This window comes from Chitinophaga rupis (genome assembly GCF_900109685.1).
GTDB classification, from domain to species: domain Bacteria; phylum Bacteroidota; class Bacteroidia; order Chitinophagales; family Chitinophagaceae; genus Chitinophaga; species Chitinophaga rupis.
On record NZ_FOBB01000001.1, the window covers coordinates 1545782 to 1572608 of the forward strand.

General features: G+C 48.5%; 17 protein-coding genes. 11 read left to right on the forward strand and 6 right to left on the reverse strand.

Features of this window, described 5'->3' with window-relative positions; genetic code table 11:
* Nucleotides 1–30: 30 nt before the first annotated feature.
* The 6 genes from BMZ54_RS06270 (at nt 31) to BMZ54_RS06295 (ending at nt 9381) form a co-directional block, all read left to right on the forward strand.
* On the forward strand, nt 31–1059 hold the full coding sequence (locus BMZ54_RS06270; protein ID WP_089907560.1) for a FecR family protein: 1029 nt from the start codon (nt 31–33) through the stop codon (nt 1057–1059).
* An 18-nt stretch (nt 1060–1077) separates the two neighbouring features.
* On the forward strand, nt 1078–4584 hold the full coding sequence (locus tag BMZ54_RS06275) for a SusC/RagA family TonB-linked outer membrane protein (RefSeq protein WP_089907564.1): 3507 nt from the start codon (nt 1078–1080) through the stop codon (nt 4582–4584).
* An 8-nt stretch (nt 4585–4592) separates the two neighbouring features.
* Complete coding sequence (locus tag BMZ54_RS06280; RefSeq protein WP_089907567.1) at nt 4593–6266, forward strand: RagB/SusD family nutrient uptake outer membrane protein; 1674 nt, start codon at nt 4593–4595, stop codon at nt 6264–6266.
* Nucleotides 6267–6276: 10 nt separating this feature from the next.
* Entirely contained in the window at nt 6277–7089 is an 813-nt protein-coding gene (locus tag BMZ54_RS06285) for an endonuclease/exonuclease/phosphatase family protein (RefSeq protein WP_089907569.1), read from the forward strand.
* Between the two features lie 87 nt (nt 7090–7176).
* On the forward strand, nt 7177–8571 hold the full coding sequence (locus tag BMZ54_RS06290; RefSeq protein ID WP_089907572.1) for a Gfo/Idh/MocA family protein: 1395 nt from the start codon (nt 7177–7179) through the stop codon (nt 8569–8571).
* A 12-nt stretch (nt 8572–8583) separates the two neighbouring features.
* A complete protein-coding gene (locus BMZ54_RS06295; protein WP_089907575.1) occupies nt 8584–9381 on the forward strand; it encodes a 3-keto-disaccharide hydrolase in 798 nt (265 codons plus the stop codon).
* Between the two features lie 74 nt (nt 9382–9455).
* On the opposite strand, the gene BMZ54_RS06300 is transcribed toward BMZ54_RS06295, so the two are convergent.
* Nucleotides 9456–10067: a superoxide dismutase gene (locus BMZ54_RS06300; protein WP_089908432.1), complete on the reverse strand. Its 612-nt coding sequence runs from the start codon at nt 10065–10067 to the stop codon at nt 9456–9458.
* Nucleotides 10068–10504: 437 nt separating this feature from the next.
* On the opposite strand from BMZ54_RS06300, the gene BMZ54_RS06305 reads away from it, so the two are divergent.
* Nucleotides 10505–11212: a helix-turn-helix transcriptional regulator gene (locus BMZ54_RS06305; RefSeq protein WP_089907579.1), complete on the forward strand. Its 708-nt coding sequence runs from the start codon at nt 10505–10507 to the stop codon at nt 11210–11212.
* Nucleotides 11213–11419: 207 nt separating this feature from the next.
* Nucleotides 11420–12355: an SPFH domain-containing protein gene (locus BMZ54_RS06310; protein ID WP_089907582.1), complete on the forward strand. Its 936-nt coding sequence runs from the start codon at nt 11420–11422 to the stop codon at nt 12353–12355.
* Between the two features lie 119 nt (nt 12356–12474).
* On the opposite strand, the gene BMZ54_RS06315 is transcribed toward BMZ54_RS06310, so the two are convergent.
* Nucleotides 12475–15810 carry a TonB-dependent receptor gene (locus tag BMZ54_RS06315; RefSeq protein WP_238386508.1) on the reverse strand — a complete coding sequence of 1112 codons (3336 nt, stop codon included), beginning with the start codon at nt 15808–15810 and terminating at the stop codon, nt 12475–12477.
* A 117-nt stretch (nt 15811–15927) separates the two neighbouring features.
* On the opposite strand from BMZ54_RS06315, the gene BMZ54_RS06320 reads away from it, so the two are divergent.
* Entirely contained in the window at nt 15928–16299 is a 372-nt protein-coding gene (locus BMZ54_RS06320) for a hypothetical protein (RefSeq protein WP_143080924.1), read from the forward strand.
* A gap of 428 nt (nt 16300–16727) precedes the next feature.
* Here the strand turns inward: BMZ54_RS06320 and BMZ54_RS06325 are convergent, their stop codons facing one another.
* The 3 genes from BMZ54_RS06325 to ligA are packed head-to-tail and all read right to left on the reverse strand — an operon-like array spanning nt 16728 to nt 20096.
* The gene (locus BMZ54_RS06325) at nt 16728–17171 is read right to left on the reverse strand and encodes a nucleoside deaminase (protein ID WP_089907588.1); all 444 of its coding nucleotides are present in this window, start codon (nt 17169–17171) and stop codon (nt 16728–16730) included.
* Nucleotides 17172–17187: 16 nt separating this feature from the next.
* Nucleotides 17188–17982, reverse strand: coding sequence for a class I SAM-dependent methyltransferase (locus tag BMZ54_RS06330; RefSeq protein ID WP_089907591.1), 795 nt, complete (start codon nt 17980–17982; stop codon nt 17188–17190).
* A gap of 5 nt (nt 17983–17987) precedes the next feature.
* Nucleotides 17988–20096: an NAD-dependent DNA ligase LigA gene (gene ligA / locus BMZ54_RS06335; protein ID WP_089907594.1), complete on the reverse strand. Its 2109-nt coding sequence runs from the start codon at nt 20094–20096 to the stop codon at nt 17988–17990.
* A gap of 48 nt (nt 20097–20144) precedes the next feature.
* On the opposite strand from ligA, the gene BMZ54_RS06340 reads away from it, so the two are divergent.
* Together BMZ54_RS06340 and BMZ54_RS06345 are read left to right on the forward strand one after the other, a co-directional pair.
* On the forward strand, nt 20145–21794 hold the full coding sequence (locus tag BMZ54_RS06340; protein WP_089907597.1) for an amidohydrolase: 1650 nt from the start codon (nt 20145–20147) through the stop codon (nt 21792–21794).
* Nucleotides 21795–21934: 140 nt separating this feature from the next.
* Nucleotides 21935–22645 carry an NUDIX hydrolase gene (locus BMZ54_RS06345; protein WP_089907600.1) on the forward strand — a complete coding sequence of 237 codons (711 nt, stop codon included), beginning with the start codon at nt 21935–21937 and terminating at the stop codon, nt 22643–22645.
* A 714-nt stretch (nt 22646–23359) separates the two neighbouring features.
* Here the strand turns inward: BMZ54_RS06345 and BMZ54_RS06350 are convergent.
* On the reverse strand, nt 23360–26683 hold the full coding sequence (locus tag BMZ54_RS06350; RefSeq protein WP_089907603.1) for a methylmalonyl-CoA mutase family protein: 3324 nt from the start codon (nt 26681–26683) through the stop codon (nt 23360–23362).
* Between the last annotated feature and the right edge of the window lie 144 nt (nt 26684–26827).

The window sequence follows — 26827 nt, forward strand, 5'->3', positions numbered from 1 at the left end:
TCAGCGCTCCTATACCTGTAACACCACAAAATGGAGCATCCAACGGATTACGAACACTTTGATACAAGCGATTTTATTGCCGATGATCATTTTCTGCAATGGGTAAGATTTCCCACGGCAGCAAGTGATGCTTTCTGGAATACCTGGATAGCAGCGCATCCGCATAAACAGGCGCAAACAGCGGCTGCACGTGCTTTTATACTGGGGTTACAGTTTAAGGAGGAGCTGCCCTCACAGCTTATGATAAACGCTTCGCTGGAACGTAACCTGGACCGTATTGCGGCCTGGGAGCAAAAGCAGCAGCCGGTAATAAAAGAAAAAGGGCCGCGTAAAATATGGTGGTGGGCTGCCGCCGCTGTGGTGGTGGGTTCCATGGGGCTTATAGGCCGGCAATTATTACCGAAGCCGCCTGCCAAAATGGAGTATACCGGCCTGGCAGATGGTGTGCGCACCGTATGGTTGCCGGATAGTTCCAGAGTAATATTAAATGCCAAAGCATCCGTATTCTTTCATGCTAACTGGGCTGCCAATAGCCAGCGGGAAGTATGGCTGGAAGGGGAAGCTTTTTTTGATATTAAACCTGCCGCGGCGCAGGCTTTTGTGGTACATAGCGGCAACCTGGATATTGATGTACTGGGCACCTCATTCAACGTAAAGAAAGATACTGCCTTTACGAATGTAACCCTGAACACGGGTAAAATAAAAGTCCGGTTTAACGAGCTGCCGGAACAGCCGCTGTTGCTGGCTCCCGGCGATTTTGTACAATATGCTGTAAAGAAAAATAAGGTCATCAAGAAAAAAGTAAATGTGGATCTGTATGCGGTATGGAAAGACGAAAGGCAGCAGCTGCAAAATGTAACCCTGCAGGAAATGGCTGCTTACATGGAAGATATTTATGGTTACCAGGTGCGTATTAGCAGCCCGGAACTGGCGCGTACAAAGCTTTCCGGCGGTTTGCGCGTAAAAGATGAAAAGCTGTTGCTGGAAACTTTAGCCTTTGCGCTGAATGTAAAAATTGAAAAAAGCGGAGACACGGTCTTCATTCGACCAAAAAAATAAAAACATAAAATCCCTGATATGCTGACAAATGTACCGTTAAAAATAATGGGCGGCTACGCATTGCTATGTGCGGCCTGTTTGGTGGGGCCTTCCCTGCATGCACAGGATCTGGCAGCCATTAATACACCGGCGTACAACGTATACCCCTCCCAGGTAGCACGCAAACAAGTGCAAACATTGGGAGAAATATTACAGGTAATAGAAAAGCAGCACGATGTAAGCTTCATTTGCAGATCAGAGCTGCTGCAGCTGAAAATAAATGCCGGTAAAGAGAATTTTAAGGAAAAAGCATTTGTGCGTTCTCTGCTGAATGTAATTAAACCTTACGGGTTGGAGCTGAAGCAGATCACCGCACAGCAGTTTGCCATTTCATCTGCCGAAGAAGACACGCCTTCCTCACCCGACAGTAATAACACCAATACATCGGCGAATCTGCAATTCCTGGGTCAAAGGATCAGCGCAGTAAATAACACGGCGTTTGATAACCGTTACTGGAGCAACATACAGGTGCAGCGTATAAGCGGCACCGTAAGGGGCGCCGGTAATATTCCGCTGCCCGGTGTAACGGTTACGGTAAGGGGTACGGGTAACGGCGCTGTAACCAATGCCGACGGCCGGTTTGAGATCAATGTAACGGGCAGCAACGCGGTGCTGTTATTTTCTTATGTAGGATACCTGCCTAAAGAAATTACAGTAGGCGATCAGCAGCAGATAGATGTGGTGCTGAATGAAGATACCCGTCAGCTGAACCAGGTGGTTGTAGTGGGCTATGGTACGCAAAAGAAGGTGAACCTTACCGGCGCAGTAGCCATGGTAGGGGAGAAAGAGCTGGCCGGCCGCCCGGTTACCTCTATGTCTACCGCCTTACAGGGCCTGCTGCCCGGCTTAACCGCTATCAACAACACCGGCTTCCCCGGTGCAGGCGGCGCTACGCTGCGTATACGCGGTACAGGTACCACTAACAATGCTAATCCTTTTATATTGATTGACGGTATACCAGGCGATATTAACTTCCTGAACCCAACAGATATTGAAAGCGTATCCGTATTAAAAGACGCCGCTTCTGCCGCCATTTACGGTTCCCGTGCAGCCAATGGCGTTATACTGGTAACTACCAGGAAAGGGAAGCAGAACCAGAAGCCGATGCTGAGCTATAATGGCTACTATGGTATACAAAAGCCGTATGCACTGCCTAAAATGGTAGGCGCACCGGAATATATGGAAATGCTGAATGAGGCCCAGCGTAATGTGAACCTGCCGGAAACCTATACCGCAGAAGATATTCAGAAAGCAAAAGACGGTACAGACCCGGATTATTTTGCCAATACCAACTGGCCTAAAGCCCTGTTCAAAAGCACAGCGCCGCAGCAGGAGCATAACCTGAGTGTGAATGGCGGCTCGCAGGATGTTACCTATTATCTGTCCTTTGGCCGGCAAAACCAGGATGGCCTGGTAGTGGGCGATCAGTATAGCGCCGTACGTAATAACGTACGCGCACGTTTGAACGCCATGCGTTTATTTGACATTGTAGATATTGATGGTAACCTGGGATATATAGACCGTACGCAGAACCAGCCTGCAGGTGGTACGGATGCGGATTCCGGGCCTATTTATACCTCACTAACCATGTCGCCACTGAATCCGGTAAAGTTCAGCAACGGTACCTGGGGGTACGGCGGCGGCTCCAGCAACCCGGTAGCTATTGCTACGGATGGAGGTTACAACAACTTTAAATCACAGGAAGTAACCGGCAATGTTTCTGCCAAGGTACATATCTGGAAGAACCTTGATTTTACAGGGCAATACGGCACCAATATCATTAACCAGCGCCGCAGCACCTTTAGCCGCAAATTAGATTATTACTACCCGGATACCGGCGCTTTCTGGTACAGCAATGCTACCAGCAACAGCCTGGAAATGCGGGATTATACCAGCCGTATGGAAAACCTGTCCGGCTTATTAAACTATGCGTTCACGTTAGATAAGCACAATTTTAAGGTGCTGGCAGGTTACCAGCAGGAATCATACCGCTATGAATCCTGGGCAGCCAGCAAACAGAACTTTCCCAGTGATGATGTGCCGGTGTTTAACCTGGGCTCCGATAACCCGAATGCTACCGGCGATGGTTACCAGTACGCGCTGCGCTCCTGGTTTGGCCGTTTGAACTATGACTTTAATGAAAAGTATTTGCTGGAGCTGAACGTGCGTTATGATGGCTCATCCCGCTATTCGCCTGACCGCCGTTATGGTACTTTCCCATCTGCATCTGCCGGCTGGCGTTTTACGCAGGAGAGCTTTGTAAAGAGCAGCGGCATTAGCCGCTGGTTAAGCGAAGGTAAATTGCGTGCATCCTACGGCAGCCTGGGTAACCAGTATGGGGCCGATGGTACTGCCTATTCAGAATGGTACCCTTACATGCAGGTGTTGACCGGTGTAGGTACTATGCCCATAGGTAACATACTTACCAGGGGAGTAGCGCAAACCAACCTGGCTAACCCGCTGCTGCGCTGGGAAAAAGTGAACATGCTGAACATAGGTCTTGACCTGGCCTTCTTTAACAACCGCCTCTCCGTAAGTGCAGACTGGTTTGATAAACAAACAAAGGACGTGCAGCTGAAAGTGCCGCAGCCCGATATTTTAGGGCTGGAAGTACCGGACCAGAATGCAGGCGATGTATCCAACAAAGGCTGGGAGCTAAGTGTGGGGTGGACAGACCAGATCAAAGATTTCTCCTATGGCTTTACCGCCCAGCTCTCCGATGTACGCAACAAGGTATTAAACCTGGGCGGGGCCCCGCCGGTGCTGGATAACAGGATACTGCAGGTAGGCTATCCCATTAATGCGTTTTATGGTTACCGTACAGATGGTTTAGCACAGGAAGGTGATTTTACCAAAGACGCCAGCGGTAAGCTGGTGCCCAACTTTCCCATTTTTGATGCAGACAATGGCAAGGTAGCCCCCGGCGATATTAAGTACCGCGACCTGAATAACGATGGCAAGATAACGGCTGATAAAGACCGTACCGTGATAGGCGATGCCTTCCCGCGTTATACCTATTCTCTGCGCGGCAACTTTGGCTGGAAGAATATTGATTTTTCCTTTTTTATACAAGGGGTAGGTAAAGGCAATGGTTATATCAGCGGCATTGGCATACACACCTTCCAGGCATTTGGCTCTTACCCGCAGGAGGTGCACCGCGACCACTGGACACCGGAAAACACGGATGCCTGGTACCCGCGCTTTACTTACCTGGATACACGCAATACCACGGCCCGTCAGTCGGACTACTGGCTGCAGGATGCCGCTTACCTGCGCCTGAAAAATATACAGATCGGTTATACACTGCCCGGTAACTGGACCAGCCGCCTGCGTATACAACGGTTACGCGCCTACGTATCAATGGACAACCTGTTCACCAAAACCAATTTCTTTTACGCCTATGACCCGGAAACGGTTACCACCAGCGGCGGTACTTACCCGCAGGTGAAAACCTTTGTGTTTGGTCTTAACATTAACTTTAAATAACCACTGCCATGCAGCAACATATATTACGTATAGCCCTGTGCATAACAGCTGTTTGTTTTTTTGCCGGCTGCTCCAAAGATTTCCTGGACCGCGGCGCGCTGGATGCTATTCCCAACGATGAGTTCTGGAAAACAGAAGGACAGCTGAAGCTGGCCGTGAATGCCTGCTACGATTACCTGAAAGGCAAGAACGTAGTGGATATGGAGAACATGGGCGATAATACGGTGTACCCGCCTATGAGCGATTACCTGGCCATTTCCACCGGCAATTATGACTTTACCCTGGGCACCGTTAACGCAGAGTGGGTGAACCAGTATAAAGGCATACGCCGCTGTAATCACTTTTTAGAGAACTATCAGAAAGCCACCGGCATTCAGCAGGCAAAAATGAACCAGTACGCCGGCGAGGTGCGTTTTCTGCGCGCTTTCCTGTACAGCTACCTGAGCTTTTTTTACGGTGACATACCGCTGGTGACCAATACCCTGAACATTGGTGATGATATAGTGTACGGCCCCCGCACACCGCGCACACAGGTAGTGGATTTTATATTACAGCAGCTGGATTCTGCTGCCACAGAGCTGCCGGCCACCTATGCCGCCGCAGACCTGGGCCGTATCACCAAAGGCGCTGCACTGGGCTGGAAATCGCGCGTGGCGCTGTTCTACGGTAAGTATGATGTAGCGGAAGCAGCCGCCAAAGCAGTGATGGACCTGAATGTATACCAGCTGTACACAGCCGGCGGTACTAATAGCTACAATGAGCTGTTCACCCAGAAAGGTAAGCTAAGCGCTGGCGCTAATAAGGAAACTATACTGGCCAGGTTGTACCTCATAGATGTATCTATGCACAACATGAGCCGGGAATGCCAGGTACCGGATCAAACCTCCCGCTTTTGTCCTACCAAATCACTGGTGGATGCCTATTTGTGCGCCGATGGTATGCCCATCGAAAAATCGCCGTTGTACAATGAAGGTGCGCAGCAGGCTTATGGGGATGTGTTTAACAACCGCGACCCGCGCATGACGCAGACCATACTGGCGCCTGGCGGCAGCTGGGGTGGTAAGGATGATGGTGACCAGGATGCCAATCCTTCCGACATTTTTAACCTGCCCAAATTCAATTCAGATAAAAAAGGCTGCGTAACAGCCACCGGTTATTATTTTACCAAGTATGTACAGGTATCGGCAGTAGCTACCTATAACAAAGACCCGAACGACATTCACATTATGCGCCTGGCAGAAATACTGCTGAACTATGCAGAAGCGCGTGAAATGCAGGGTAAGCTTACACAGGCCGACCTGGATATAACCATCAACAAGCTCCGCGACCGTGTAGGCATGCATCACATGATCATTGCGGAACTGGGCGCCTGGGGCATGGACCTGCGCACTGAAATACGCCGGGAGCGCCGTGTAGAGCTGGCGCTGGAAGGGCAGCGCTACTTTGACCTGCTGCGCTGGAAACAGGGCAGCCTGCTGGCTGCAGACGTAAAAGGCATGAAAAAAGCCTTTGTCCCCAGCTATATGCAGCAGTATGTAGCCAGTGTGCCGGTAGATGCAAATGGTTACATGATCGTGAATACGGGCCGGCGTTTTGTTGATCCCAAGAATTACCTGTGGCCTATACCCTTAACACAGTTCCAGCGGAATACGGAGCTGGGGCAGAACCAGGGATGGGAGTAAAAAGAGTATTATGAAGTATTGTATAATAATAAGCTTGTGCATTTTGCTGGCTGCGTGCAGCACTAACAAAACTGCTACAGGAACGGAAGCCATGCCGGTTGATACCATTAAGGTATTAACCTATAACATTCATCATGCAAACCCGCCATCTAAAAAAGATGTAATAGACCTGGATGCTATTGCCGGTGTTATTAATCAGCAGCATCCTGATTTTGTGGCCTTGCAGGAAGTGGATGTGCATACCGGCCGCTCCGGCCGCGATGTGCATGAGGCGGAGGTGCTGGCGGTCAAAACCGGCATGCACGCACAGTTTGCGAAAGGCATACCTTATGATGGCGGTGAGTATGGCATTGCCGTATTATCCCGCTATCCCATAAAGGAGGGGCATGCTTATCAGCTGCCATCTGCTCCCGGCTCCAAAGGGGAGCCACGCGCCTTATGTACGGTTAAGGTAAAGCTGAAGAACGGCCGGCGTGTTATGATGGCCAGCACACACCTGGATGTATTAAAACCAGATACTGACCGCTTGTTACAGATGCGTGAAATAAGCCGCTTACTGGGCCAGGCAGGTATGCCGGTAATACTGGCCGGTGACTTTAACGCTAAGCCGGGCAGCGCTGCCATACAAGTACTGGACAGCGCCTTTACCCGTACCTGTGATAATTGCCCGTTCACCATCCCGGTGGATGCGCCTAACCGTACCATAGACCTGATAGCCTATGCGCCGGCAAAGGCTTTTCGCGTAATAGAACATACCGTGATACCGGAACGCTATGCATCGGACCACTTACCGGTAGCGGCTAAGCTGGTGCTGGTGCAATGAATTAAATTATGATTTCCCGCATTTAAGTCATAAATTAAAAGCCTTCTGTCAACCAAATCACGTTATCTAACATCAAACCGGAAAAACATGTCTGAAAATTCGATGGAAAATTCCCGCAGAGGGTTTATCAGTAAGCTAGCCAAAGGAGTAGTAGGCGCCTCCCTGTTCCCTGGCATTATTACCGCTGCGGATAAAAAGCGTAACCTGGAATCACTGTCACGCATACGCGAAAAATACAGTGCCAATGACCAGATTCAGATTGCGCTGATAGGCGCGGGTGGTATGGGCTCTGCCGATACCAACACGGCTATTACGGTGCCGGGCGTAAAATTAATTGCAGCCTGTGACCTGTACGACGGCCGTTTGGCGGATGCTAAAAAGAAATGGGGTAATGATATTTATACTACCCGTGATTACAAAGAGATACTGGAACGTAAGGATGTGGATGCCGTGATCATTGCTACGCCTGACTTCTGGCATAAGGATATTTCGGTAGCTGCCATGAACAAAGGTAAATCCGTATACTGTGAAAAGCCCATGGTGCATGAGATAGGCGAAGGCCCTGCCGTGGTGGAAGCACAGCAAAAGAATGGTAAGGTAGTGTACCAGGTAGGCAGCCAGGGCATGAGCTCACTGGGTAATGAAAAAGCCCGGCAACTGCTGAAAGACGGTGCTATTGGTAAGCTGAACTACGCGGAAGGTTTTTGGGCGCGTATGTCACCACAGGGCGCCTGGCAGTACCCCATACCAGCAGATGCATCGCCTAAAACAGTGGATTGGGAAACTTACCTGCTGCATGCGCCTAAACGTGAATTTGACCCGCTGCGGTTTTTCCGCTGGCGTAATTATAGAGATTATGGCACCGGTGTTTCCGGCGACCTGTTTGTGCACCTGTTCTCCAGCCTGCACTTTGTAACCGGCTCCATGGGGCCTAACAAAGTAATGGCTACCGGCGGCCTGCGTTACTGGAATGATGGGCGCGAGGTGCCGGACATTATGCTGGGCATGTTCGATTACCCGGAAACAGCGGCGCATCCTGCATTTAACCTGTCGCTGCGGGTGAACTTTGTGGATGGTACCGGTGGCACCAACTATCTGCGCATGGTAGGCAGCGAAGGTTCTATGACGGTAGAGTGGGATAAGGTAACCCTGCTGCGTAATAAAGGAGATGAGGAAGATCCTTTGCTGAAAAGTAAAAAAACAGAAGGTGCTGCCAATGCGAACGGCCGGCAATATGTGTATGACCGGAAAAGTATGCTGCCGCCTGAGAAGCTGGAGTATGTAGCAGATGCAGGTTATAAAGGCGCGCACTTTGATCACTTCTATAACCTGTTCAACGCTATGCGTACCGGTGGCAAGGTGCATGAAGATGCGCTGTTCGGCTACCGTGCAGCTGCACCGGCCTTGCTGTGTAACGACAGCTATTTCCAGAATAAGATTATTGGATGGGATCCGAAAGACCTGAAATTGATAAACAAGTAAAAAATAATGATCATGAGAAAATTATTTGTTCCGGCTTTATCTGTGTTAACCGCTGTTGCAATGGCATGCGGTAATGCATCTACCCCGGAAAGTAAAACTGATTCCACTACTGTGAGCGCTGATACCACCGCCGCTGCTACTACGCTTACTGCAGATACAGCGCCGGCCAATGTATTGACCGATGCTGAAAAAGCAGACGGCTGGAAATTATTGTTTAACGGGCAGAACCTGGATGGCTGGCATATTTACAAAGGCAAAACCTCCAACAGCTGGGTAGCAGAAAATGGTACCCTGCATTGCCTGGGCAGCGAAAAAGATAAAAGCGATAAAAGAGCTGATCTTACGTCCGACAGCACATATGATAATTTTGAGCTGCAGGCCGACTGGAAGCTGGCTCCCAAAGGCAATAGCGGCATCATTTACCTGGCATCAGAAGAATTTGATGCAGCGTATAAGAGCGGCCCGGAATATCAATTGATAGATGATGAGAACTTCCCTGAAAAGCTGGAGGGCTGGCAAAAGACCGGCGCTAACTACGCCATGGGCGATCCGCTGGTGGCTGCTGCAAAACCCATTGGCGAATGGAACCAGGCCCGCATTATTGTAAATAAGGGGCATGTGGAACACTGGCTGAACGGGCAAAAAACAGCTGAATATACCATAGGCTCACCGGAATGGAAGAAAGCCAAGGAAACCGGTAAGTGGAAAGATGCCAAGGGATATGGCGCTACCAAAAAAGGCCATATAGACCTGCAGGACCATGGCAGCGAAATCTGGTTTAAGAATGTAAAGATCAAAGAGCTTAAATAATCAGCGCATTACTACATAAAAAAAGCATCTCACGTACATGAGATGCTTTTTTTGTTATAGATAGCAGGTGGTGACTATTTTTTCACCGCTGCATCATAGTTTTTGCTAACGGCATCCCAGTTAACAGCATTCCAGAATGCTTTCAGGTATTCCGGGCGGCGGTTCTGGTATTTCAGGTAGTAAGCATGTTCCCATACGTCCACACCTAAAACGGGCGTGCCTTTAACTTCAGCTACATCCATCAGGGGATTGTCCTGGTTGGGGGTAGAAGTTACTTCCAGCTTGCCATCCTTTACAATTAACCAGGCCCAGCCTGAACCAAAGCGGGTAGCGCCGGCAGCGTTCAGCTTTTCTTTGAACTCATCAAAAGAGCCAAAGGTGCTTTTAATAGCTTCGGCCAGTGCGCCTTTAGGCTCGCCGCCTGCATTGGGGCCCAGGATCTGCCAGAAGAAGCTGTGGTTCCAGTGACCACCGCCATTGTTGCGTACAGCAGGGCTTATTTTACCGGCGCTGGCTACCAGCTCATCCAGTGATTTATTTTCATGCTCAGTACCGGCAACGGCTTTATTCAGGTTATCTACGTAAGCCTGATGGTGTTTGCCATGGTGAATTTCCATGGTGGTTTTATCAATATGCGGTTCCAATGCGTCGGTTGCATATGGTAAGCTCGGGAGTGTAAATGCCATAACTTGATTTTTTATGGTTAATGAATAAGTATAAATTTTACGGGTTTCAAATTTACTGCCTAATAGGGGAATAATCAAACATAGTTAGTCCATGGTCCATAGTCGATGGTCCATGGCATACAACATAGGGTAGCAGTACAAAGGATTATAGGCGATGTTAAGAGGTGTTTAAATAATATAAAAGATTGCAGAAATAACATTAGTGGCTCAGCAGTACTTTGGCTGCGGTACAATTGAACATGTTTTAGGCAATGGACCATCGACTATGGACCATGGACTGGGCGGCCAATGCCCCGCCCCTAAAATAACCTTGCACATATAGGTTTTTATTTTAAATTTACAGAATAAGCGTTGCAACAGCTTTTCATATACATATTTTTTCGTATATACTAATACGTGAGAGCCCGTTTCACTATTGTTTGTTTAAAACTTAACGTATGCAGACTGAAGACCCTGGCATGACACCAAACCCATCCACCGCAGCATTGCAGAAGGAGCATAAGCAATTAAAAGAACGTGTACAGTGGCTGGAAAACATGCTGCATCATGTGCCGGCAATGGTGTTTACCGCCGACCAGCGCAACAGCCAGGTAAGCTGGTGTAATGCATATATGGAAACCTTTACCGGTTACACCTTAACGGAAATGCATACACTGGGCCTGGAATTTTTCCGGCAATTCATACATCCTGATGATTTTGAGATCACCCGTACCGCCCAGGAATCTTTTCAGAACAATAAGAATATTTTTGGCGGCGTAACCCGGGTGCGGCCCCGCGGGCAGCGCGACTGGCGCTGGCTGGTAGGCTTAACCATTCCTTTCAGCCATGATGAGAAAGGGGAGGTAAAAGATGTGATCTGCGCCTTCCTGGACCTGACCATGGCTATTGATACCCATACCCAGCTGGCCGATGCAATGAGCGAAGTGTTGCGCCGGCAGAACGAAAGCCTGCTGCATAAGCTCACCTTTCGTGAAAAGGATGTGCTGGCGCTTGCGGTGAAGGGATTGAACAATAAAGAGATTGCCCAGCAGCTGAACCTGAGCCGCCATACGGTGGAAACACACCGCAAGAACATACGCCTGAAGCTAAAGGTGCGGAACACCACAGAGCTGGTGACCATTGCCCGTAAGATCGGCTTCCAGTAAACATATTAACAAAATTTTTTAAAAAATACCCAAGCTTGGGTATTTCATCACCGGAGAAACCCGACTAATTTAGTGAGTGTTAATAGTATCAGGATCCCTGTTTAACTATGACCATTAGGAAAAGGCCTTCATCCGTTGTTTGTTTTTCCTTAATATATATATTCGGCAATTTGGTTATATTTATTCTCTAAATCCAAATCCCTGCATATGCCGAGTATTGTTCTTTCCACAATCATCGTCCTTTTAATTTTCTGGGTTTTCTTTTCGTCGTTTGTAACCGTCCAGCAAGGTACTATTGCAATTACCACTATTTTCGGCAAGTACAGCCGTATCATGCGCCCCGGTTTAAACTTCAAGATCCCCATAATTGAAAAGGTATTTAAACGCATTTCCATCCAGAACCGCTCTGTGGAGCTGGAGTTCCAGGCCATTACCATTGACCAGGCGAATGTGTATTTCAAGGCCATGCTGCTGTATGCCGTATGGAACCAGGAAGAAGAGACCATTAAAAGCGTGGCTTTTAAATTTATGGATGAACGCAGCTTTATGCAGGCGCTCATCCGCACCATTGAAGGCAGTATCCGTGGTTTTGTGGCTACCAAGCGCCAGTCTGAAGTGCTGGGCCTGCGCCGTGAAATTACGGAAAACGTAAAAGAGCAGATAGACAAAACGCTGGAAGGCTGGGGCTATCACCTGCTGGACCTTCAGATGAACGACATTACCTTTGATGACGCCATTATGAAATCCATGGCGCAGGTAGTGGCTTCCAACAACCTGAAAGCGGCTGCTGAGAATGAAGGCCAGGCATTGCTGATCACCAAAACCAAAGCGGCGGAAGCAGATGGTAATGCTATTAAAATAGCCGCAGAAGCCGAGCGGCAGGCTGCCCAGCTGCGTGGCCAGGGTGTGGCGCTGTTCCGGGAAGAAGTGGCCAAGGGTATGACCATGGCAGCCAAAGAAATGCAGCAGGCCAACCTGGATACTTCCGTGATCCTGTTCTCCATGTGGACGGAAGCTATTAAACACTTTGCCGAAAACGGCCGGGGCAACGTGATCTTCCTGGACGGTTCTTCTGAAGGCATGGACCATACCATGCAACAGATGATGGGGTTGAATAAGCTGATGGAACCCCAAAAAAAGTAATTAATAATTAAGAATGAAGAATTAATAATTGAGTACTTCAAATAGAAAAGTCCTGCATTTAAATGCAGGACTTTTTTTATTGGGCTACTTTTTAATTATTAATTCTTAATTGTTAACTCTTAATTAAAGATATACCGGATCCCTAATTGACCCTGCCAGCGGGAAACTGCAGCAGTATTGTCTCTCCAGGAATTGGTTAAAGGTATTTCGTTCTTCGCATCCAGGTAAGGGAAGGAGAAAGCCGGTGTATTGGTAGCGGCGCCGTTGGCATCGCGCAGCATGCCTTCATACTTCAGGAAGGAAGTAGAGTTGAATGTTTTATACACACCCCACCTGCGGTTCAGCAGGTTGCCTACGTTCACAATATCAAGGGTTACACGCAGGGTATGTTTGGTTTTGTCTTTACCGGTGAACAGGTAAAAGTCTTGTGTAATGTTCACATCCATCCGTTTGTAGAAGGGTAAGCTTACGGCATTACGCTCTGCATACTGGCCCTTGTGCTGGCTCAGGTAATTATCCTGGTTAATGAAGTTGCTCAGCTGGTTCCAGAGCTGCGCAGCAGTACGCTGGTCGGCATTGGTAGTTGGATTGTAAGCAGCATCCCCATAACCTACCGGCACCAGGTGGATCTGGTCCTGAGAGGCCGGAATGTAGATCAGGTCATTGTTACCACCGGAACCATCGTTGTTCAGGTCACCGCTGTAAGTATAGGATACTGCGCCGTTAGGTGCAGCCTCAAACACAAATCCAAAAGAGGTGGCAAAATACTTGGCGTAAGGAATACGGTAAGAGGCGGATGCAATTACACGGTGCGGCGTGTAAAAATTCGTGTAGCCTAATACGTTGCTATTCGGATCGCCGCTCACGGGACGGTCGCGCCAGTTACTTTGCGCAATGGAGCCTCCATCATTAATGCTGCGTGATTTGCTGTAGGTATATGCTGCATTCAGGTACAGGTTCTGCGTGGTCTTCTGTACCTGGAAGGTAACAAAGTAAGCATAGCCTTTGCTGGAGTTGCGCATCAGGATAGCATCGCTGATATTGGGATGCCCCAGGGTATTCACCGGCAGCTTGCCATAGATCTGGGAAGCGCTGTAACGGATACGGTTATCCGGTGAGCCTTCCAGTGCAATGCCTGTAGCAGGCAAATTCACGTTCTGGAAATATACTGCGTTAATGTCTTTTGAGTAGTTACCTTCCAAAGTGGCCACCACACCGCCGGGTAGCACCTGGTCAACGGCCAGGCTGGCTTTCAGCACCTGCGGATATTTGAATTTTTTGTCGATGGCGGCTACGTTATAGGAAGTAGAGAGCTGCCCGGAAGCAGGGCGGTAAGCATTAGGATCTGCATTAAAGATGTAGGGAATGGTAGGCGATGTAGCGCTGGTTTGGGCTACGAAAGAGCCAAACTGCACACCATTGTTACCTGCCTGGTTGCTGATCCATACGGCCGGGGGCGCCCCTGCAAATAAACCGGCGCCACCGCGTACCTGCGTGGTTTTGTTGCCGGTTACATCCCAGTTAAAGCCTACACGGGGAGAGATGAGCGGCGTAGTATTAGGCTTTTGCCCAACATCTACATGCACCCCATCCCGGAAGGTAAGGGTGGTCAGGGAATCGTTGCGGGTAAATTTATTGTCGAAGATGGGCAGGTCTATACGCAAACCGTAAGTAAGGGTAAAGTTGTTGCTTACCCGCCATTTATCCTGCACAAAAAGGCCCAGCTCCATCATACCTATTTTGGCATAGGGGAAAGAACCGTCTTTGGTGCTGGCATACTGCAACGCATAACGGGAGGCAGTAGGCAGGCCGTTGATAGCACTGTTATAGAAATCCGTGAGGCTGTTAAAACGGTAGTTACCATTATAGTTAGGCGCAAACCCGTTCAGAAAACGCTTGTAATAGTTTTGCGTACCCAGGGTAATTTCATGCGCGCCTTTGTACATGGTAAAGATGTCGGACAGTTGATAAATATCGCTGTTCAGCTTATTGTTGTAAGTGAAAGGCTCATACCCGAAAGCGGTGTAGCTGGCGCCTTGGCCGTTCAGGATATCTACCAGCGGAAAGTCGCCACCGGAAAGGCTGCTGCGGAAATCACGCAGGGCAGAATAACCTACCTGGAACTTATTGGCAGCGGTATTACCAAAACGGGTGTTCAGCTCCGCAATAAAAATGTTGAAGTTATTATTGATGGTATAACCACTACCACTAAACGGCAAACCGGTATTGCTGGGCTGACGGCCGGAACCCGGTGCGCCGCTGTTACTGGCAGCAATATCCTTGAAGGATTTCAGGTAGCTGTATTTAAAGGTAAAGGTGTTATAGTCATTCACGTTCCAGTCTACCTTAGCAGTGATCTTATCACTTTGGGTGCGGTAGCTGTAATCCTGGTACTCACCGGGGTTGTAGCTATATTTATCTATGAGGAATTGTTTGAGCTTATCCAGCGTATCGGCTACAGCCTGTGATACGTTGCCGCCTGCAAGTCCGCCCGGGATATTGGCGATAAGGTTAGTGGCAGGGGCCTTGATCCTTTCCTGCTCCGCGCTTATAAAGAAGAACAGCTTATTGGGTATAATAGGACCGCCTACAGAAAAACCGCGCAGGTTATAGCTGAAATTAGGTTTGGGCACTTCTGCATTACCTACTTTGAGGCCCTGTAAGCCGGGCGTTTGAATGTAGGTGTATACGGAGCCTTTAAATTCATTGGTGCCGCTTTTGGTTACGCTGTTAATACCTGCGCCGGAAAAGCCACCCTGTCTTACATCGTAAGGGGAGATGTTCACCTGGATCTGCTCAATGGCATCCAGGCTAATGGGCTGTGAAGCGGTTTGCCCGCCCAGCGTGGATGAGAGGCCGAAGGTATTATTGAAGTTAGCACCGTCCACCGTTACGTTGTTATACTGGTTACTGCGGCCGCCAAAGCTCATGTTGTTGGTGCCGGCGCCGTTACCTGCTCCGGGGCTTAAACGGGTAAAGTCCTGCATGGAGCGGCTAATGGTGGGCAGTCGGTCCATTTGCGAGCGTGTAATGATCTCCTGGCTGCCGGTGCGGCTGTTGTTGAATACTTTGTCCTGCCGGTTGGCTTTTACCTCTACTTCGCCTAATGTGCTGGTTGAAGCGCTGAGCTTAAAGTCTGCTTTGTACTCTTGTCCCAGGGCTAAGGAAATGTTATCCTGTTTTTCTTCCTTAAACCCAATGTAGCTTACTGTAATGCTGTAAGGGCCGCCTACGCGGAGGTTAGGCAGGTTATAACGGCCGTCTTTACGGGTAACCGTCATGTATTTTGTGCCGGTTGGCTGGTGAACAGCTATTACGGAGGCTCCCGGCACGGCGCCTTCCTGGCTGCTTACAATGCCCGCAATATCAGCGGTTGTTTCCTGGGCAAATAATAGCACGGGGGCTATGAGTATGCATAATAGCATACTGGTTAATAAACGTGTAAATTTTTGCATGTCTCGACCTGGGATTTTAGATTTTGGTAAAGTTCTGTACCGCACTCTATAATAGAGTGGTTGCGGGTATTATATAATCATTAATTATGGCTGTAGCGTGGGTTTATAAAGGCTGTATTGAAATTACGGATTTTAGTTTTGGAAATGAAATTTTGCCTGGGGAGTTTGGGCATTTTTATTGGCAATGGTGGTGATCCTTCATTTTGCAGGTCCAAAGCCGGACTGCGCCCGACTGTTTGGATGGCTATTAAGCATTGTCAAGTCCTGGAGAGTTTTTGTTTGGCAATGGTGGTGATCCTTCATTTTGCAGGTCCAAAGCTGGACTGCGCCCGACTGTTTGGATGGCTATTAAACATTGTCAAGCGGATGGGCTTTGGAGGGTGGGTGGGGCATTGGTGGTTCGTGTCACGCCGGGCAAAGGTCCTTGCTTTGGACCTGCAAAAATTCAGTAGTGCGTTTATCAGGAAAGGAATATCGTTGGAATGTTAATGCTGCGTAATTATAGTAGTGTATTATTGTTGACATAACTCGTTATTACTTTACGGCTATGCTGGATCACTATTGCCTTTTCATACTGCGAATCCTGCGTGAACGCGTAATGCATTTTTATTAAATAGCCGTGCACTAAAAATTTGCATTTCGTAATTGATAATTCGCAATCACTTTCTGCAGGCCATGCACAATACCAATTCCTCATCAATGCAGATCCTTATTTATGGAAATAACTGTTGCATTTCGTAATTCATAATTCGTAATTATCCCCCGCTGTTGCCTCTAATTCTCCGCTCACTCTTTTCCACGGTTGCCTCATTCGCATTTATTCATAATCATGATTATTTTCTATGGCATTCCCCGTTTGGCAGGGCAGACTATGCGCCGCTTTGGGCGGGGTCGTAATTGATAATTTGTAATTAGCCTCAGCGCAGTCTTCTCTTCTCAAAGAATGTTTTTACCAGCTGCAGGCTTTCGGTTTCTCCCGGGCCTTGTTCCAGCCTGGTTTTGGGGTGAAAGGGAATGTGGTCGCCGGTGGAGCGGCGGTAGCTGTGCTTATCATCGCGGGCTGCATAAACAATGCGGCCTATTTTGCTCCAGTATAAAGCGCCGGCGCACATGAGGCAGGGCTCCAGGGTTACATACAGGGTTGCTTCCATCAGGTATTTGCTGCCCAGCGAATTGAAGGCGGCTGTTAAGGCTATCATTTCTGCATGGGCCGTACAATCGTTCAGGCGCTCTACCTGGTTGTAGCCGCGGCCAATTACCTGCTCATTCATCACTACTACAGCGCCTACCGGTACTTCACCATCGTCAAAAGCTTTGCGGGCTTCTTTCAGCGCCTGCTGCATGAAATAATTATCGTCCATAACTATTGATGGGATTTTATATCCCGGCTGGTTTTCTGCAAAGGAAATGTAAAAAATACGGTACTACCTGCGCATCCTGTAAGGATGGATGTTTTGCCAATACCTCATTATCCGGGTAAGGTTCATTGATGCGCTCCAGCACAAAGCCTGCATCCACAATGGCGCTGATCCATTGGGTAAGCGTTCTGTTGAACATAGGTACTTTAAAGCTGGAGAATTTTTCCTTCAGCTCACCGGGTGCGTTATTAAAGGTCCATTCTGCTACTTTTCCGTTCTGGTAGTTAAAGTAACCTCCTATTTCTACCGCATATGTTTCACCTGCTGCATTTCTTAAATTCTTCCGGTGCGGGGTATCAAAGCAGGGATGAGTAATGGAGAACTGCAGAAAGCCGCCTGGTTTCAACACCCGGAAAGCTTCTTTCAGCGCCTGTTCCGGATGGGGAATATCCATCAGGCACATGAAGGAGGTAGCAAAGTCGAACTGCTGATTGTTAAAGGGCAGCTTAGCGGCGCTGGCTATGGAATAGGTAATGCCCAAAGGCTCCTTATCTTCCGTTGCCTGTGCGTGCGCAATAAAATTCTCTGCAATATCCACAGCCTGTAAGGTGGCGCCATTCTTTGCTAATAGCCGGGTGTTGGCGCCTTCCCCGCAGCCAATATCAATACCGGAAAGCCCTTTTATGTTGGGTAGCAGCTTAAAGAATGCGGGGGTATTATAACCATCCCGGTGAATATCAAATCCCGCCCGGGCCAATGCTGTCCAGGCTTCTGCATTTTCATTCCAATGTTGTCCTGCTTCCTGTTCATTCATGGGAATTAGCTTTCTATCATCTTTATAAACTCATCCTCTGTCAGTATACGGATGGTGTTGATCTTCTTTGCTTTTTCCAGCTTGCTGCCGGCATCTTCACCTACTACCAGGTAATTGAGCTTGCTGCTTACGCCACTCAGTATTTTACCGCCCTGTTGTTCTACCATTTCTTCCGCATCACTGCGTTTCAGTTTGGCTAAAGTGCCGGTGAACAGGAAGCTTTGACCTTCCAGGCTGCCACTGCCGGATTGGGAGGATTTATTATTGACCAGTGTTACACCCAGCGATTCCAGCTTTTTCAGCACGGCTATATTATCTGCATTGGCAAAGAACTGGGTAATGGAGCCCGCCACTTTAGGGCCAATGTCTTCCAGTTCCAGCAGCTGCTCCGCCGTCCAGTTCGTATAGTCTAACAGGTGATGAATGGCATTGGCCAGTGTTTTGGCGGTGGTTTCTCCCACATAACGAATGCCCAGGCCAAAGATCAGCCGGTGCAGGGGTTGTGTTTTGGATTGCTCAATAGCTGATTGCAGGTTATCCAGGGACTTTTTACCAAAGCCTTCCAGCTTTGCCAGCTCAGTAAAATCCAGCTCATAAATGCCGGGAATATCTTTCATTAATCCCAGGGTATAGAATTTACGCACATTGCTTTCGCCCAAACTGCGTATATCCATGGCATCCTTACTCACAAAATGGATCATGCGTTCTATTACCTGCGCTTCGCAGTTAATATTGGGGCAGCGCCAAACGCTTTCCCCTTCCGGCTTTTCCAGCTTGCTGTTACATACAGGGCAGTTCTTGGGAAATATAATGTCCTGTTCAGAACCATCGCGCAGATCTGCTACGGATTTTACAATGTAGGGGATCACATCACCGGCTCTTTCTACCAGCACGGTATCGCCTATCTTCAGATCTTTTTCCTTTACCACATCTTCATTGAACAGGGAAATAGAACCCACGGTTACGCCGCCAATGGGCACGGGATCAATTTTAGCTACCGGCGTAATAGAACCGGTGCGGCCTACCTGGAACTCTACTTTCCGCAGCTTGCTGGTAGCCTGCCGGGCTTTGAATTTATAGGCAATGGCCCAGCGCGGGTGGTGGGTGGTCATGCCCAGCTTATCCTGCAGTGCATAGTCATTTACCTTTATCACCATACCGTCTATTTCATAGGGCAGGTTATCGCGTTCTTCTTCAAATTTCAATACATAGTCAATTACGGCGTCTATGCCTTTCACTACTTTCTTTTCTTTGCCGGGACTGCGGAAACCCAGGTGGCTCAATAGATCCAGCGTATTGCTATGGGTTTGGATCTCTTTGGGCTCTTCCTTTCCTTTATCCATTACATGATAGCTCATGTGGTACAGGAAGGCTTCCAGCCCGCGTTTGGCTACTTCGCGCGGGTCTACCATGCGCAGGGAGCCGGATGCGGCATTGCGTGGGTTGGCCAGCGGCGGCAGGTTATCTGCAGTGCGCTGATCGTTATAAGCTTTGAAAGTGTTTTTGTTGATAAGCACTTCGCCCCTGATCTCAATAGATTGAATGCCATAGGCGCTGAAGTTGGCCGATAGGGGAATGTTGCGGATCTGCCGGATGTTCACGGTAATATCTTCCCCGGCTACGCCATCGCCACGGGTGGCACCCCGCACCAGGCGGTCGTTTTCATAGATCAGGGAAATACTGGCCCCGTCAAACTTAGGCTCTATACAATATTCAATATCTGTAAGGCCGGTAAGCTCGCGTGCTTTGCGGTCCCAGTCTACCAGGTCGTCGGAATTATAAGAGTTGTCAAGGCTCAGCATGGGCACCAGGTGCTGTACGGTAGGGAACGATTTGCTTAAGCCCAGCGCTACCCGCTGCGTGGGCGAATCAGGACTTACCAGGTGCGGATTTTCCTGTTCCAGCTGTTTAAGCCAGGCAAACAGCTGATCGTATTCAAAGTCGCTCAGCACCGGATCGCTTTGTACATAATAGCGCCAGTCATTGTAAATGATCACGCGCTGCAAGGCTTCCAGTGTTTCTTCCGGGTTATTGAGCAGCTGTTGTTTGCTTAATTTACCCAGCAGCGTTTTGGCCAGCTGGGCAAGGGTGCGTTCTATTTCCTTCGTATACATATATTCAAAACTGTGCGTAAATTTAGTTTTTATACATAATACTCCCTCATGAAGTTATTACCCGTTTGCTGTATGGCCCTCCTTTGCTGGAGCTGCAGCAGTAAAAAACAAGCCGACCTTATTATTCATCATGCAAAGATCTATACGGTGGATGCGCATTTCAGCCAGGCGCAGGCAATGGCTATCCATCATGGAAAGATAGTAGCCATCGGCGACGAGCAGGAAATACTGGAAAAGTATACTGCTCCGCAGGTGCAGGATGCGGGCGGCCATTTCATATACCCGGGATTTATTGATGCCCATGCCCATTTTGTGGGTTATGGTTTTAGCCTGCAGCAGGTGAACCTGGTGGGCACCCAAAGCTGGCGGGAGGTAATAGACCGTGTAAAAGCCTTTACAGCAGCCCATTCACCGGCTGCAACGCAGTGGGTACTGGGCCGTGGCTGGGACCAGAACGACTGGCCGGAGAAAGCATTCCCTGATAAAACAGTGCTGGATAGCCTGTTCCCTCATACGCCGGTTTTATTGGGCCGGGTAGACGGGCATGCTGCTATTGCCAACCAGGCAGCATTGGATGCAGCCGGTGTACATGCAGGACAAACGTTGACGGGGGGCGTAATTGAAACAAAGAACGGAAAGCTCACCGGGATCTTAATAGACAATGCGGTACGGGTAGTTTTTGGTAAAGTACCGCAAGCCACTACCGCTCTTTTACAAAAAGCATTACAGGATGCAGCTGCCAGCTGTTTTGCAGCAGGGCTAACCACTATTGCGGATTGCGGCATTATGAAAAATGAAGCATTGCTGATTGACAGCCTGCAGCAACAGCAGCTTTTAAAAATGCGTTTATACGTGCTGCTGACAGACAGCACTGAAAACTACGACTATTTTTTACCCAAAGGACCTTACCGTACCGACCATATAAACATAGCAGGTTTTAAATGTTATGCTGATGGGGCTTTAGGCTCCCGCGGGGCCTGCCTGTTACAGGATTATACAGATAAACCAGGCTGGAAGGGCTTTTTGCTGAAGGATAGCAGCTATTTTGCCATGCGGGCCGCACAGCTGATCAACACAAAGTTCCAGCTTTGCACGCACGCTATTGGTGATTCTGCCAACCGTGAAATACTGCGTATATACAGCCACGTATTAAAGGGTAAGAACGACCGGCGCTGGCGTATAGAACATGCGCAGGTAGTGAGCCCGGAAGATGTGCCCTTGTTTGGGCAGTACAGCATTATCCCATCGGTACAGCCTACGCATGCTACCTCTGATATGTACTGGGCCGGCGCCCGCCTGGGACCAGAGCGGCTTAAAAGCGCCTATATTTACCAGCAGCTGTTGCAGCAAAATGGCTGGATACCGCTGGGGACCGACTTCCCGGTAGAAGATATTAATCCCCTGAAAACATTCCTGGCAGCTGTAGCCCGTATGGATGCCAATAACTATCCGCCCGGCGGCTTTCAGAAAGAGAATGCATTAACCCGGCAGCAGGCCTTACAGGGCATGACCATTTGGGCCGCTAAAGGTTGTTTTGAAGAGGACACCCGCGGCAGCCTGGAGCCGGGTAAGCTGGCTGACCTGGTAATACTGGACCATGACCTGATGGAAATACCGTTGGACTCAGTGCTGAAAACTAAAGTGCTGGCCACTTTCAGCGGAGGGGAACAAGTATATAAAGCAGGTGGTATAAAATAATTTTCGTTGATATAAAAAAATCCCATAACTTTTATAATACAATACGCTCATTCAACCAGGCGGGCCGCCATCCCTTAGAAACCGAATACCAATACAACAAAGAGCAAGCTAATATTTAAGAATTCCACGTTTTTATAGCTATGCAGGCAAAGAACATTAATGCGCATCTGACAGAGATCAGTACCTACTTTAAAATGGCTATTTCGGTAGACTGTGTCATCTTTGGCTTTGACAATGATGAACTAAAAGTATTACTGATAAAATCCGACCTCAATGAATTTACAGGTAAATGGTCATTACTGGGCGATATTGTACGCCCCGAAGAAGAGCTGAATGAGGCAGCTTACCGTGTGCTGAAAGCCCGCACAGGCCTGGATCATGTGTACATGGAGCAGGTGCAGACCTTTGGTGGCGTGCACCGGCATCCTGCAGGGCGGGTAATTACAGTAGCTTATTATTCACTGGTGAACATAGAGCAGAATGAGCTGAAAAAGCACGGCAACGAGCTGCACTGGCATACTGTGAAAGATGTAACAGATATGGCTTTTGATCACCGGGAAATTTTACAAAGCTGCCACGAGCGTTTAAAGCATAAGGTCATAGAGCAGCCGGTAGGCTTTAACCTGTTACCTAAAAAATTCTCCCTGCGCGAGCTGCAAAACCTGTATGAAGCCATACTGGATGTAAAGCTGGACCGGCGCAACTTCAGAAAGAAATTTTTATCGATGGACCTGCTGGTTGATCTGCATGAAGAAGAGGATGATGTACCTCACCGGCCGGCCCGTTTGTATAAATTCAACTTTGAAAAATACGATCAGCGGAAGAAGCGGTATTTAGGGATTGGGTTCTGAATGGTCCATGGTCGATAGTCCATAGCATATTTCGATGAAGATGTATAAACGTAACAGGCAATGGTCTATGGCCTATTTTGGAGTGCATGTATACACGCAGACCACTGCCTGCGGATCATTATGCTTTGCGTGAGGTGTAGTAGACTACGATCCATGGCCTGTTCCCCAGGACGAGTACAAATGCAGTTGTGATGGACTATGGGGATATCGACCATGAACAAGCGTACTAATTACGCTTATCTCTCTCCAAAAAAATAAGCCGTAAATTTTTTTTTAACAAAAATTTAAGCTAAGATTGTGTAAGTAATACACATCTCCATGATGAGTATCACTACAGAGCCAAAATTTAAACTGAAAACCAAATTCTGAATCGAGTTACGCTATCCTGTTTTCAAGGAAAACTCCTTATTTTTTAAGCAAACTTGTTATCATCTTTTTTGAAAAAGTAAAACCTATTTGTTACCGTCTTTCTTAAAAGAAACAAGCCATCATATTTAATGAACCAGGAAGATCCAGGATCAACATAAGCTGATTTATAATTCCACGTAATGAAAACTAGCAGTCTTCTCCGCAATTTGCCGGATGCCTTGTTGTTTTACTTTCCCTTGCACAGTATTTTTTGCGCAGGGGAAAGTAATTCCAGGCAAGGCCGGTTAACAATTCGGCCATAAAAAAATGGCCACAAAATGCGGCCACTTCCTGATATAAGATCAATTACATATTCCTTCTATACTGCCCGCCTACTTCATACAGCGCATGTGTAATTTGTCCCAGGGAACAGTGCTTCACCGTTTCCATCAGCTCCGCAAACAGGTTACCATTATTCACGGCTACCTGTTGCAGCTGCTTTAATGCATTTACACTTTTATCTGCATGCCGTGCCTGAAAAGCCTGCAGGGTATTGATCTGGAATTCTTTTTCTTCCGTAGTAGAACGGATCACTTCTGCCGGTATAATGGTAGGAGATCCTTTTTTATTCAGGAAAGTATTCACACCCACGATCGGGTATTGCCCGTCATGTTTCAGTGATTCGTAGTATAAGCTTTCTTCCTGGATCTTATTACGTTGGTACATTCTTTCCATAGCGCCCAGCACCCCGCCACGTTCTGTGATCCGATCAAACTCCAGCAGCACAGCTTCTTCCACCAGATCGGTCAGCTCTTCAATAAAGAAAGAACCCTGTATGGGATTTTCATTTTTGGCCGTACCCAGTTCCTGATTAATAATTAGCTGAATGGCCATAGCACGGCGTACACTTTCTTCCGTGGGCGTGGTGATGGCTTCATCGTACGCATTCGTGTGCAGGGAATTGCAGTTGTCATAAATAGCGTACAGGGCCTGCAGGGTGGTGCGGATGTCATTAAAATCTATTTCCTGCGCGTGCAGGCTGCGGCCGGAGGTTTGAATGTGGTATTTCAGCTTTTGTGAACGGTCGTTGCCCTTATATTTCTGGCGAATGGCTTTGGCCCATATGCGGCGCGCCACACGGCCTATTACGGCATATTCAGGGTCCATGCCATTGCTGAAAAAGAAGGAGAGGTTGGGTGCAAAATCATCTATATGCATACCCCGGCTCAGGTAATACTCCACATAGGTAAAACCATTCGCTAATGTAAAAGCCAGCTGGGTAATAGGATTGGCGCCTGCTTCCGCAATATGGTAACCGGAAATGCTTACGGAGTAAAAGTTGCGTACCTGCTGTTTAATAAAATAATCCTGCACATCGCCCATGAGCTTTAATGCAAACTCAGTGGAGAAAATGCAGGTGTTCTGCGCCTGGTCTTCTTTCAGTATATCTGCCTGCACAGTACCGCGTACGGTATTTAAAGCGTGGGCTTTTATTTTTTCATATACTTCCCTGTCCAGTACTTCATCGCCGGAAATACCCAGCAGCTGCAGGCCTAAGCCATTGTTGCCTTTGGGCAGATCGCCATTGTAATGCGGTAAAGGATGTGCTTTGAACTTTGCTTTAATGCGCTGCTGTACCTGTTCCGTTAACCCGTTCTCCGAAATATATTTTTCACATTGCTGGTCAATGGCTGCATTCATGAAAAAGGCCAGCAGTATGGGCGCCGGGCCATTAATGGTCATGGATACAGAGGTTTTGGGATCACAAAGATCAAACCCGCTGTACAGCTTTTTAGCGTCATCTACTGTGGCAATGCTTACCCCCGAGTTGCCTACTTTCCCATAAATATCGGGGCGGTGGGCAGGGTCTTCCCCATAAAGGGTAACACTGTCAAACGCAGTGCTGAGGCGCTTTGCCGGCTGGTCCAGCGATACGTAGTGGAAACGTTTATTGGTCCTTTCGGGGCCGCCTTCCCCGGCAAACATGCGGGTGGGATCTTCTCCTTCCCGTTTCAGCGGGAACACACCGGCTGCATAGGGAAATTCACCCGGCAGGTTTTCCGTAAGCTGCCAGCGCAGCAGATCGCCCCAGTCTTTGTATTGCGGTAAGCTGATCTTGGGAATGCGCGACTGTGAAAGGCTGGCTGTATATAAAGGCAGCTTGATCACTTTATTCCTTACCTGGAACTCGTAGTGATCTGCCGTGTATTGCTGCTGCAGCTTTGGCCAGTTCTCAATCAGCTGCAGGCAACTGGGGTGCAGCTGCTGTTGCAGGTGCGCCTTAATGTTGTTCAATTCATCTTTGGCCTTTACCTCCTGCATAGCCAGCACCCCTTGCAGCTGGTACAGCTGGCTGGCAATGGCGCTTTGCTCATTCACCCATTTACCATAATCATGGATCACCTCTGTGATCTCTGACAGGTAGCGCACCCGCGCAGGGGGAATGATCTGCGACTTGGTAGTGGTATCCCTGGGCCGCTCATGGGTTACCTCTCCAAAGCGTACCTCGTTCTTTGATTCAATAATATGGATCACTTTTTCAAACAGCTGGTTAATACCGGCGTCATTGAACTGGGAGGCGATGGTACCTACTACCGGCAGGTCCTCGTCCTTTGCCGTCCATAAGCCATGATTGCGTTTGTATTGTTTGCGTACATCATGCAAAGCATCTAAGGCGCCGGCTTTATCAAACTTATTGATAGCAATGGCATCTGCATAATCCAGCATGTTGATCTTTTCCAGCTGCGAGGCTGCGCCGTATTCCGGCGTCATTACATACAGGGATACATCGCAGTGATCTGTAATAGCAGTATCGCTTTGGCCAATACCGGAAGTTTCCAGGATAATGAGGTCAAACCCTGCCTGCTTGCAGATGTCTACTGCTTCCTGGATATGTTCACTAACGGCTTTATCACTTTCACGGGTAGCCAGGGAACGCATATAGGCGCGGGGATGGTGAATGGAGTTCATGCGGATCCGGTCGCCCAGCAAAGCGCCACCGGTCTTTTTCTTGGAAGGGTCCACAGAGATCACCGCCACGGTTTTATCTTCAAAATTGTTCAGGAAGCGGCGCACCAGCTCATCCGTTACACTGCTTTTACCCGCCCCGCCGGTACCGGTAATACCCAGTACCGCCTTGGTTTTTTGCTGGTCCGGCTGCCAGTCGGGCAGCTGGTCGTTTTCTGCAATGGTAATGGCCTGCGCAATGATCTTGTATTGTTTATCGGCTAATTTCTGCAGCTGTCCGTTCAGCACGGGTACGGTCAGGAAATCGCACTGGCGTATTACATCTTCGATCATGCCTTCCAGGCCCATGTGCCGTCCATCGTCCGGGGAATACAGGCGGGTAATGCCATAGGCATGCAGCTCATCAATTTCAACCGGTAAAATGGTGCCGCCGCCGCCACCGAATATTTTAATATGGCCGCAGTGTTTTTCCTGCAGCAGGTCGTACATGTATTTAAAGAATTCTACGTGCCCGCCCTGGTAAGAGGTAACGGCAATGCCCTGCGCATCTTCCTGGATGGCGCAGTCTACAATTTCCGCAGCAGAGCGGTTATGGCCCAGGTGTATCACCTCTGCGCCCTTGGATTGCATAATACGGCGCATGATGTTAATGGCGGCATCATGCCCGTCAAATAAAGCCGCAGCAGTAACAATGCGTACTTTATGCTTTGGTGTATAACTCATAATATCAGTTTTCCATTGGCAGAAGCCAACGTTGCAAGTTACGAAAATAGGGGCAGCGGGCAGCAAAGCACAATAGTTGTTATGGTGCCATTAATTTACAGTGAACATTTCCCTATTTTACACAGCCTTTCTAACTTTACCCCC

What these genes read in the sequence shown, in the direction of transcription:
- BMZ54_RS06270 (WP_089907560.1), top strand. Translation starts at nt 31, where the DNA reads ATGGAGCATCCAACGGATTACGAACACTTTGATACAAGCGATTTTATT.
- BMZ54_RS06275 (WP_089907564.1), top strand. Translation starts at nt 1,078, where the DNA reads ATGCTGACAAATGTACCGTTAAAAATAATGGGCGGCTACGCATTGCTA.
- BMZ54_RS06280 (WP_089907567.1), top strand. Translation starts at nt 4,593, where the DNA reads ATGCAGCAACATATATTACGTATAGCCCTGTGCATAACAGCTGTTTGT.
- BMZ54_RS06285 (WP_089907569.1), top strand. Translation starts at nt 6,277, where the DNA reads ATGAAGTATTGTATAATAATAAGCTTGTGCATTTTGCTGGCTGCGTGC.
- BMZ54_RS06290 (WP_089907572.1), top strand. Translation starts at nt 7,177, where the DNA reads ATGTCTGAAAATTCGATGGAAAATTCCCGCAGAGGGTTTATCAGTAAG.
- BMZ54_RS06295 (WP_089907575.1), top strand. Translation starts at nt 8,584, where the DNA reads ATGAGAAAATTATTTGTTCCGGCTTTATCTGTGTTAACCGCTGTTGCA.
- BMZ54_RS06300 (WP_089908432.1), bottom strand. Translation starts at nt 10,067, where the DNA reads ATGGCATTTACACTCCCGAGCTTACCATATGCAACCGACGCATTGGAA.
- BMZ54_RS06305 (WP_089907579.1), top strand. Translation starts at nt 10,505, where the DNA reads ATGCAGACTGAAGACCCTGGCATGACACCAAACCCATCCACCGCAGCA.
- BMZ54_RS06310 (WP_089907582.1), top strand. Translation starts at nt 11,420, where the DNA reads ATGCCGAGTATTGTTCTTTCCACAATCATCGTCCTTTTAATTTTCTGG.
- BMZ54_RS06315 (WP_238386508.1), bottom strand. Translation starts at nt 15,810, where the DNA reads ATGCAAAAATTTACACGTTTATTAACCAGTATGCTATTATGCATACTC.
- BMZ54_RS06325 (WP_089907588.1), bottom strand. Translation starts at nt 17,171, where the DNA reads ATGGACGATAATTATTTCATGCAGCAGGCGCTGAAAGAAGCCCGCAAA.
- BMZ54_RS06330 (WP_089907591.1), bottom strand. Translation starts at nt 17,982, where the DNA reads ATGAATGAACAGGAAGCAGGACAACATTGGAATGAAAATGCAGAAGCC.
- ligA (WP_089907594.1), bottom strand. Translation starts at nt 20,096, where the DNA reads ATGTATACGAAGGAAATAGAACGCACCCTTGCCCAGCTGGCCAAAACG.
- BMZ54_RS06340 (WP_089907597.1), top strand. Translation starts at nt 20,145, where the DNA reads ATGAAGTTATTACCCGTTTGCTGTATGGCCCTCCTTTGCTGGAGCTGC.
- BMZ54_RS06345 (WP_089907600.1), top strand. Translation starts at nt 21,935, where the DNA reads ATGCAGGCAAAGAACATTAATGCGCATCTGACAGAGATCAGTACCTAC.
- BMZ54_RS06350 (WP_089907603.1), bottom strand. Translation starts at nt 26,683, where the DNA reads ATGAGTTATACACCAAAGCATAAAGTACGCATTGTTACTGCTGCGGCT.